Origin of the sequence: Streptomyces viridosporus (genome assembly GCF_002078235.1) — a bacterium.
GTDB lineage: Bacteria > Actinomycetota > Actinomycetes > Streptomycetales > Streptomycetaceae > Streptomyces > Streptomyces viridosporus.
This window is the reverse complement of the sequence record NZ_MSGP01000709.1, coordinates 1-3,124: the sequence shown is the minus strand read 5'-3', so window position 1 is coordinate 3,124 and position 3,124 is coordinate 1. Positions and strand designations below refer to the sequence as shown.

4 protein-coding genes are annotated in these 3,124 nt (G+C 72.8%); all 4 read left to right on the top strand.

The window, feature by feature from the left end:
- A partial coding sequence (locus B7L92_RS36240; RefSeq protein WP_143626454.1) for a hypothetical protein occupies positions 1 to 238 on the top strand: 238 nt, incomplete at its 5' end.
- Positions 235 to 669 (top strand): roadblock/LC7 domain-containing protein, encoded by a 435-nt coding sequence (locus B7L92_RS36235; RefSeq protein WP_081241420.1) that lies wholly within the window; start codon positions 235 to 237, stop codon positions 667 to 669. The genes B7L92_RS36240 and B7L92_RS36235, both read left to right, overlap by 4 nt.
- A gap of 9 nt (positions 670 to 678) precedes the next feature.
- Complete coding sequence (locus B7L92_RS36230; RefSeq protein WP_081241419.1) at positions 679 to 1,074, top strand: DUF742 domain-containing protein; 396 nt, start codon at positions 679 to 681, stop codon at positions 1,072 to 1,074.
- A 24-nt stretch (positions 1,075 to 1,098) separates the two neighbouring features.
- Positions 1,099 to 3,124 (top strand): hydantoinase/oxoprolinase family protein (locus tag B7L92_RS36225; protein WP_304364731.1); only part of this gene is annotated, 2,026 nt, incomplete at its 3' end.

The window sequence follows — 3,124 nt, the reverse complement described above, 5'->3', positions numbered from 1 at the left end:
CGCCGGACCACTGCCCCGGCGCAAACGGCAGGCCAGCCTCGCCCCGCAGCTGAAGCGCGGTGCCGAACCGCGGAACGAGGACAGGACCCGGCCCGTCGAACGGGACGCGGAAGAAGTACGCAGCCGCATGGCCTCGCTCCAGCGGGGCTGGCAGCGCGGCCGTGAGGAGAACGCCGCGGGCGACGACGCCGACAGCGGCACGGCACCACGACGAACGACAGAGGGGGACGGTCGATGACCGCACCGAAGGCCGCCGGCCACACCGCGACCGACAAGGGGGAGCTGAACTGGCTCCTCGACGACCTGGTGGAGCGCGTCGCGAGCATCCGCAAGGCCATCGTGCTCTCCGGCGACGGCCTGCCCACAGGGGTCTCGAAGGACCTGACCCGTGAGGACAGCGAGCACCTGGCCGCCGTCGCCTCCGGGTTCCACAGCCTCGCCAAGGGCGTGGGCCGCCACTTCGAGGCGGGCGAGGTCCGTCAGACCGTCGTCGAACTCGACGAGGCGTTCCTGTTCGTCACGGCCGCCGGGGACGGCAGCTGCCTCGCCGTCCTCGCGGACGCCGACTCGGACGTCGGACAGGTCGCCTACGAGATGACGCTCCTCGTGAAGCGGGTCGGTGTGCATCTGGGCGCCGCTCCGCGTACCGATCTGTCCTCGGGCGGGTAGTGGGATGACATGAGTGCTGACGGTCAGGGGAGAAGCCACTGGTTCGACGACGAGGCCGGGCCGGTCGTCCGTCCGTACGCCATGACGCGGGGCCGCACCACCAGTGCGGCCCAGCACCGCCTCGACCTGATCGCGGTGGTCGTCACGGAACGCCACGCCGACGACCCGGATACGGACCCGACGCTCTCCCCGGAGCACGTGGACATCGTCGAACTGTGCCGTGACACCCCGCAGACGGTCGTCGAGCTCGCCGCCGAGCTCGATCTGCCGGTCGGAGTGGTCCGGGTCCTGGTCGGAGACCTCGTCGACACCGAATTCGTCCATGTGAACCGGCCCGTACCCCCGGCCGAACTGCCGGACGAGAGTATTCTGCGCGACGTGATCAACGGCCTCCGGGCACTGTGACCGGCGCGGAAGCGGGGTACTGACGTGGCAGGCTGGCAGTTCTGGATCGACCGGGGTGGCACCTTCACCGACATCGTCGCGCGGCGCCCGGACGGTCGGCTGCTCACGCACAAACTGCTGTCGGACACCCCGGCCCTCCGGCACTCCGGGCCCCGCCCGGACACCGGGGCACCCGTCGCCGACGCGGCCGTCGCGGGCATCCGCGCGCTGCTGGCCGCGGCCGGCGAGCCCGCCGGTACGGGCGACGCCGTCGACGCCGTGCGCATGGGCACCACGGTCGCCACCAACGCCCTCCTCGAGCGCAAGGGCGAACGCACCCTGCTGATCATCACCCGCGGCTTCCGCGACGCCCTGCGCATCGCCTACCAGAACCGTCCCCGGATCTTCGCCCGCCGCATCGACCTGCCCGACCAGCTGTACGAACGGGTCGTCGAGGTGGACGAGCGCATCGCCGCCGACGGCACCGTCCTGCGCCCCCCGGACCTGGACGCCCTCACCGAACCGCTGCGGCGGGCGTACGACGACGGGATCCGGGCCGTCGCCGTGGTCTGCCTGCACAGCCACCTCCACCCCGCCCACGAGCGGGCGATCGGGGAACTCGCCGCCCGTGTCGGATTCCCGCAGATCTCGCTGTCCAGCGAGGTCAGCCCGCTGATGAAGCTCGTCCCGCGCGGTGACACCGCCGTGGTCGACGCCTACCTCTCGCCCGTGCTGCGCCGCTACGTACGGCACGTCGCCGACGCCCTCGAAGGCGTACGGCTGATGTTCATGCAGTCCAACGGCGGACTCGCCGCGGCCGGGCAGTTCCGGGGCAAGGACGCCGTCCTGTCCGGCCCGGCCGGCGGCATCGTCGGCATGGCGCGCATGTCGCAGCGCGCCGGCCACGACCGCGTCATCGGCTTCGACATGGGCGGCACCTCCACCGACGTCTCGCACTTCGCGGGCGAGTACGAACGCGTCCTCACCACACGGATCGCCGGGGTCCGGCTGCGCGCGCCCATGCTGGACATCCACACCGTGGCCGCCGGCGGCGGCTCGGTCCTCCACTTCGACGGCTCCCGCTACCGGGTGGGGCCGGACTCGGCGGGCGCGGACCCGGGCCCCGCCTGCTACCGGCGCGGCGGCCCGCTCGCCGTCACCGACGCCAACGTCATGCTCGGCCGTATCCAACCCGACCACTTCCCCGCGGTGTTCGGCCCGGAGGGCGACCAGTCCCTCGATGCCGCACTCGTCCGGGAGCGCTTCACCGCCCTCGCCCGGGACATCCGTGAGCGGACGGGCGACGACCGCACCCCGGAGCAGGTCGCCGAGGGCTATCTGCAGATCGCCGTCGCCAACATCGCGGGCGCCGTGAAGCGGATCTCCGTGCAGAAGGGCCACGACATCACCCGCTACACCCTCACCACCTTCGGCGGTGCGGGCGGACAGCACGCGTGCAGGGTCGCCGACTCCCTCGGCATCCGCACCGTCCTCGTCCCGCCCATGGCGGGTGTCCTGTCCGCACTCGGCATCGGCCTCGCCGACACCACGGCCATGCGCGAGCGCTCCGTCGAGGCACCCCTCGGGCCCGACGCGATGCCCGGCGTCCGCAGGGTCGCCGACGACCTGGAGGCGGCCGCCCGCGCCGAACTCCTCGCCGAGGACGTCCCCGAGGAGCGGATCGAGGTCACCCGCCGCGCCCAGCTGCGCTACGACGGGACCGACACCACCCTCACCGTCGAGCTGACCGAGCCCGACGCGATGCGCCGCGTCTTCGAGGAACGTCATCGCACCACCTACTCCTTCACGCTCGACCGGCCGATCGTCGTCGAAGCCCTCTCCGTCGAAGCCACCGGCATCACCGACCCCCCCGATCTCTCCGCCCTGGCCCCCGGCGAGCGCTCCCTCGGAAGCAGCCCCGCCGCCCCGCGGACCGTCCGCCTCCACACCGGCGGTGCCTGGCGGGACGTGCCCCTCCACCGCCGCGAGGACCTTCCCCCCGGCGACACCGTCACCGGCCCGGCGATCATCACCGAGGCCGGTGCGACGACGGTCGTCGACGACGGCTGGC